The sequence below is a fragment of the Pseudomonas cremoricolorata DSM 17059 = NBRC 16634 genome, assembly GCF_000425745.1.
Taxonomy (GTDB): Bacteria; Pseudomonadota; Gammaproteobacteria; order Pseudomonadales; family Pseudomonadaceae; genus Aquipseudomonas; species Aquipseudomonas cremoricolorata.
On sequence record NZ_AUEA01000011.1, the window covers coordinates 193,877 to 199,876 of the forward strand.

The following is a 6,000-nucleotide window of genomic DNA, read 5'->3' on the forward strand; positions in this document are numbered from 1 at the left end:
GTTGTGACAGACGCTTTCGCCGCCTATCATCGACTGCTTTCCAGTGGCTTCGTTGATAAGGGGCAAGCGTTATGATCAAGGTCGGTATCGTCGGCGGCACGGGTTACACCGGGGTCGAACTGTTGCGCCTGCTGGCGCAGCATCCGCAAGCTGAGGTGGCCGTCATCACCTCCCGCTCCGAGTCGGGCGTGGCGGTAGCCGATATGTACCCGAACCTGCGCGGCCACTACGACGGTTTGAAGTTCAGCGTGCCGGACAGCAAGACCCTCGGCGCCTGCGACGTGGTGTTCTTCGCCACCCCGCACGGCGTCGCCCACGCCCTGGCCGGCGAGTTGCTTGGCGCAGGTACCAAGGTGATCGACCTCTCGGCGGATTTCCGTCTGCAAGACGCCGCCGAGTGGAGCAAGTGGTACGGCCAGCCACACGGCGCCCCCGATCTGCTGCCGGACGCGGTATATGGCTTGCCTGAGGTCAACCGGGAAAAAATCCGCCAGGCCCGCCTGATCGCCGTGCCGGGCTGCTACCCAACTGCCACGCAGTTGGGTTTCCTGCCGTTGCTCGAAGCCGGTATCGCTGATCCGCTGCGCCTGATCGCCGACTGCAAGTCGGGTGTCAGTGGCGCCGGGCGTGGTGCGGCAGTGGGCTCGCTGTTCAGCGAAGCCGGCGAGAACATGAAGGCCTACGGGGTCAAAGGCCACCGTCATTTGCCAGAAATCAGCCAGGGCCTGCGCCGGGCCGCAGGTGGCGAGATCGGCCTGACCTTCGTGCCGCACTTGACGCCGATGATCCGCGGCATCCATTCCACCCTGTATGCCAACGTCGTGGACACCTCGGTTGACCTGCAGGCGCTGTTCGAAAAGCGCTACGCCGACGAGCCGTTCGTCGACGTGATGCCTGCCGGCAGCCACCCGGAAACCCGCAGCGTGCGCGGTGCCAACGTCTGTCGTATTGCTGTGCACCGGCCGCAGGGTGGCGACTTGGTGGTGGTGTTGTCGGTGATCGACAACCTGGTCAAGGGCGCCTCGGGTCAGGCGGTGCAGAACCTCAACATCGTCTTCGGTCTGGACGAGCGCATGGGTCTGAACCACGCGGGCTTGCTGCCCTGATCGGCACGGTGGCCCAGGGCCCGCCTCGTGCGGGCCTTTTTGTATCGTCCTGAAAGGAAGGGACGCCCGGTGTCGCGCAATTGTTGACCAATTTTCTCGGAGAAGCGGATAATGCGCCCCATCGAGTGTTATTACGGCGTCAAGCCGGGAGAATCTACATGAGCGTCGAAACCTTCACCCCTACGGGTCTGGAATTCACCCAAGGTGCCGCGCACAAGGTGAAGACTCTGGTCAGCGAAGAGGGTAATGATCGCCTCAAGTTGCGCGTTTTCGTGACTGGCGGCGGTTGCTCAGGCTTTCAATATGGCTTCACCTTCGATGAAGACGTCGCCGAAGACGACACCATCGTCGAGCGCGAAGGCGTCTCGCTGGTGGTCGACCCGATGAGCTTCCAATACCTGGCGGGCGCCGAGGTCGATTATCAGGAAGGCCTGGAAGGCTCGCGATTCGTCATCAAGAACCCCAACGCCACCACTACCTGCGGTTGCGGCTCTTCGTTCTCGATCTGAACGGTACTGTCTGAAGCAAACGCCGCGCTATTGCGCGGCGTTTGTGTATCTGGGGGTCTAGGCGGGGTAGATCGCGCCGAGCACTCGCAACCCTTTGGCCGCAGTGACGCTCGGACGATTGGCAGGCAGACCTTCCAGGCAGCAATGCGCCAGCCAGGCGAACGCCATGGCCTCTACCCAGTCAGGGTGCACGCCATGGGCTTGGGTGCTGTCGACGCGGGTAGCGGGCAGCAGCGCCGCCAATCGCCGCATCAACGCACCGTTGCGGGCACCGCCGCCGCACACCAGCAAGGTGTCGGTGCTCGGCTGCGCGGCGCGCAGTGCGTCGCAGATGCTTCGTGCCGTCAGCTCGAGCAACGTGGCCTGTACGTTCTGCTCAGGCACCGACGGCCGGGCGGCCAAGTGGTGCAAAAGCCAAGGCAGATTGAACACCTCGCGGCCGGTGCTCTTTGGGCCGCTGCCTGCGAAAAACGGGTCGGCCAGCAACGTGTCCAGCAGCGTTTCATCCACCGCACCGCTGGCAGCCCAGGCACCGTCGGCGTCGTACGGCTGTTGACGCTGCTGGTTGATCCAGGCATCGAGCAGCACATTGCCTGGGCCGCAATCGAAGCCCTTCACTGGCTGATCCTGTTCGATCAGGCTGAGGTTGCTGAACCCCCCCACATTGAGCACGACCAGCCGTTGCCCAAGGTGGCCGAACAAGGTTTCGTGAAATGCCGGGACCAATGGCGCACCCTGGCCACCGGCTGCAACATCGCGGCGGCGGAAGTCGGCCACCACGCCGATGCCGGTCAGTTCGGCAAGCAGTGCAGGATTGCCGATCTGCACGGTGAAGCCCCTTGCAGGCTCATGGCGGATGGTTTGCCCGTGGCTGCCGATGGCACGGATGTGTTCGGGGCGAAGATTGCGCTCGACCAGCAACTGATCGATACCCTCGGCAGCCAGCCGTGCCCAACGATTCTCGGCCATGGCGGCCCGGGCAATCTCGTCCGCGCCGCTGGCACAAAGGCTCAGCAGCTCATCCTTCAATTGCGTTGGCATCGGTAGGTAGCGGGTCGCGAGCAACGTCGGTTGCTCGCCTTGTTCGATCAGGGCAATGTCCAGCCCATCGAGGCTGGTGCCGGACATCACGCCAAGGTAATAAGCCACGGCTCAGCGCTTGTTGGAGGCGAGCATGGTGGCTTTTTCCTGATCCATGCGGGCGATCAGGGGTTGGCTCTGCTGCATGAAGCGCTGGCGCTCGGCCTTGGCGATCGGATCTGCCATCGGTACTTTCTGGCTCAACGGATCGACGTGCACGCCATTGACCTGGAACTCGTAGTGCAGGTGAGGCCCGGTAGACAGGCCGGTAGTACCGATGTAGCCGATCACCTGGCCCTGCTTCACGCTGCCGCCGGTTTTCACGCCCTTGGCGAAGCCCTGCATGTGCCCGTAGAGGGTCTGGTACTTGTTGCCGTGGGCAAGAATGACGGTATTGCCATAACCGCCGCGACGGCCCGCCAGAACCACCTTGCCATCACCTGCAGCCTTGATTGGCGTGCCGCGCGGCGCTGCATAGTCGACACCTTTGTGCGCGCGAATCTTGTTCAGGATCGGGTGCTTGCGACCGGCCGAGAAGCGCGAGCTGATGCGCGCGAAGTCGACCGGCGTACGAATGAACGCCTTGCGCAGGCTATTGCCGTCGGCGGTGTAGTAGTTGGTGTTGCCTTGCTTGTTGGTGTAACGCACGGCGGTGTAGGTCTTGCCGCGGTTGGTGAAGCGGGCGGACAGAATGTTGCCGGTGCCGACCACCTTGCCGTCCATGACCTTCTGCTCGTAGACCACATCGAACTCGTCACCCTGGCGAATATCCTGGGCGAAGTCGATGTCGTAGCCGAGTACGCGGGCCATGTCCATGGTCAGGTTGTGGGACAACCCGGCGCGCTGCGCCGAGGCGGAAAGCGAGCTCTTGATGACACCGTGTGCGTAGGCGGTACGCACCACCGGCTTGCTGACTTCACGGCTAAAGGTGTAGCCCTTTTCAGCGCGCGTCAGGCGAATGCTTTCAAGGTTGCTCACCTTGCTGTGCAAGCTCGTCAGTTGACCGTCCTTGTCCAGTTCAAACTGCAGCACCTGGCCGTGTTTGAGCTGGCTGAACTGTTTAGCCTGCTTGCTGCTGGCCAGCATGTCGTGCACCGCATTGGACGGCAAACCGACTTTGGCGAACAGCGTCGAGAGCGTGTCGCCGCGCGCGACCGTCACTTCACGGTGCCCGGGCAGTGTGGCCTTCGGCTCTGCTTCAGGGGTCTGGCTGGCCTGCTCGGTGGTGGCGGGTGCTGCGTTTTCGATCTGTGCGAACGGCGAACCGCTGGGCTGCTCGGCCTGTACCAGTGGAGCCGTTGCCGACTCTTCCTTTAGTTGATCGCCGGGCGTCTCGAGCTCGAGGCTGAGGGTGGTTTTCTTCGCTTCCACGTCGCTGGAAGGGAACACCAGCAGGGCAAGGCTCAGCAGCGCGGCAAGGCCGCTGGCGGCGAGCAGGTGGATTTTCGGGTACAGCGGAGGCGCCTTTGGAGTGTCTTTGGTCATAGGGGTGACTTTGAAAAAGGTGAAATGGAAAAGATGAATGACATGATGAAGATGAAATAACTGTATAAAATATAACCAAATCTACCTTAGCGCAAGCGCGCATAGACGTCACTGGCCTGCGCTCAGGTCACAAGGTTTTTCAAAACTTGTATTTGACCGCCGATATTGTATGGTTGGCATCCCTTGAAAATGGCCTTGCGGAACTGTGTATGAAGTCGGTGGAAGAGCAGCTCGCGCTCATCAAGCGTGGTGCAGAAGAGGTACTGGTCGAGTCCGAGCTGGTTGAAAAGCTCAAGCGTGGCGAACCGCTGCGTATCAAGGCGGGTTTCGATCCTACCGCCCCCGACCTGCACCTCGGGCACACCGTACTGATCAACAAGCTGCGCCAGTTCCAGGAGCTGGGTCACACCGTAGTGTTTCTGATCGGTGACTTCACCGGCATGATCGGTGATCCGAGCGGCAAGAGCGCCACCCGTCCACCGCTGACCCGCGAGCAGGTTCTGGACAACGCCGAGACGTATAAACAGCAGGTATTCAAGATTCTCGATCCGGCCAAGACCGAGGTCGCTTTCAACTCGTCGTGGATGGATCACCTGACGCCTGCCGATTTCATTCGTCTGGCCTCGCAGTACACCGTGGCACGCATGCTTGAGCGTGACGATTTCGACAAGCGTTACACCAGCAACCAGCCAATCGCCATTCATGAGTTCCTCTATCCATTGGTGCAGGGCTACGACTCGGTTGCGCTGAAGGCCGATGTCGAGCTGGGCGGCACCGATCAGAAGTTCAACCTGCTGATGGGGCGCGAGTTGCAGCGTGCCTATGGCCAGGAAGCGCAGACCGTCATCACCATGCCGTTGCTCGAAGGTCTTGATGGCGTGAAGAAGATGTCCAAGTCGCTGGGCAATTATGTCGGCATCCAGGAAGCGCCTGGCGTGATGTACAGCAAGCTGGTGTCGCTTCCTGATGCAATGATGTGGCGTTACTTCGAGCTGCTGAGCTTCCGCAGCATGGAAGAAATCGAGCAGCTGCGCGCCGATGTCGAGGCTGGTGCCAATCCGCGTGATGTGAAAATCAAGCTTGCCGAAGAGATCGTCGCGCGTTTCCATGGCGAGGAGGCGGCGGCCAACGCGCATCGCGCTGCAGGCAACCGCATGAAGGATGGTGAGTTGCCCGAAGACCTCCCAGAGATCATCTTGCACGCGGGCGAGAGCATGCCGATCGCTGCAGTGCTGAACCAGGCGGGCTTGGTCAAGAACTCGGCAGCTGCTCGAGACTTGCTGGCTGCTGGCAGCGTCAAGGTCGATGGCGAGGTGGTCGATCGCAGCTTCGTCTTCGCGCTGGGTGCCACGCACATCTGCCAGGCAGGCAAGAAGGCGTTTGCCCGAGTAAATCTGCAGCAGGGCTAAGCGTTCTACCTATATAAGAAGAGGGAGGCCTGGGGCCTCCCTCTTCTTATATAGGGCTGAATGAACTTTTTGAAATAAGTGCTTGACCGCCCTCGGAATCTCTTTATACTGCGCACCACTTCCGGGGCAAACGGAACGGAAAACTCCTTGAGTTTCAACGAGTTAGCTGTTCATGTGGTACTGGAGGCGCTTCGATCTGCTGATCGATAGCGGTGAAAAAGGTGGTTGACAGCGTTGTTCAACGCTGTATGATTCGCCTCCCGCTACGAGCGATCGCAGCGAGCCAAGTGTTTGAAGTTGAACGAGATTCTCGCAAAATACTTCGAAATAAACGCTTGACAGACTTAGAGGAAAGCGTAGAATGCGCGCCTCGGTTGAGACGAAAGGCTCAACCAAACGCTCTTTAACAAA

Annotated in this window: 5 protein-coding genes; 3 read left to right on the plus strand and 2 right to left on the minus strand. The window is 60.5% G+C overall.

Annotated elements, in window-relative coordinates; all coding sequences use genetic code 11:
- Positions 1-71 precede the first annotated feature (71 nt).
- Both argC and erpA read left to right on the plus strand, forming a co-directional pair.
- Positions 72-1,106: an N-acetyl-gamma-glutamyl-phosphate reductase gene (gene argC, locus H618_RS0114610; protein ID WP_028695767.1), complete on the plus strand. Its 1,035-nt coding sequence runs from the start codon at positions 72-74 to the stop codon at positions 1,104-1,106.
- Positions 1,107-1,264: 158 nt separating this feature from the next.
- Positions 1,265-1,615 (plus strand): iron-sulfur cluster insertion protein ErpA, encoded by a 351-nt coding sequence (gene erpA, locus H618_RS0114615; RefSeq protein ID WP_028695768.1) that lies wholly within the window; start codon positions 1,265-1,267, stop codon positions 1,613-1,615.
- 57 nt (positions 1,616-1,672) lie between these two features.
- On the opposite strand, the gene H618_RS0114620 is transcribed toward erpA, so the two are convergent.
- Positions 1,673-2,764 (minus strand): anhydro-N-acetylmuramic acid kinase, encoded by a 1,092-nt coding sequence (locus tag H618_RS0114620; RefSeq protein WP_028695769.1) that lies wholly within the window; start codon positions 2,762-2,764, stop codon positions 1,673-1,675.
- Positions 2,765-2,767: 3 nt separating this feature from the next.
- Positions 2,768-4,180 carry a peptidoglycan DD-metalloendopeptidase family protein gene (locus H618_RS0114625; protein WP_028695770.1) on the minus strand — a complete coding sequence of 471 codons (1,413 nt, stop codon included), beginning with the start codon at positions 4,178-4,180 and terminating at the stop codon, positions 2,768-2,770.
- A gap of 209 nt (positions 4,181-4,389) precedes the next feature.
- Between H618_RS0114625 and tyrS the strand changes: the two genes are divergently transcribed.
- Positions 4,390-5,589, plus strand: coding sequence for a tyrosine--tRNA ligase (gene tyrS / locus H618_RS0114630; RefSeq protein ID WP_028695771.1), 1,200 nt, complete (start codon positions 4,390-4,392; stop codon positions 5,587-5,589).
- Positions 5,590-6,000 lie beyond the last annotated feature (411 nt).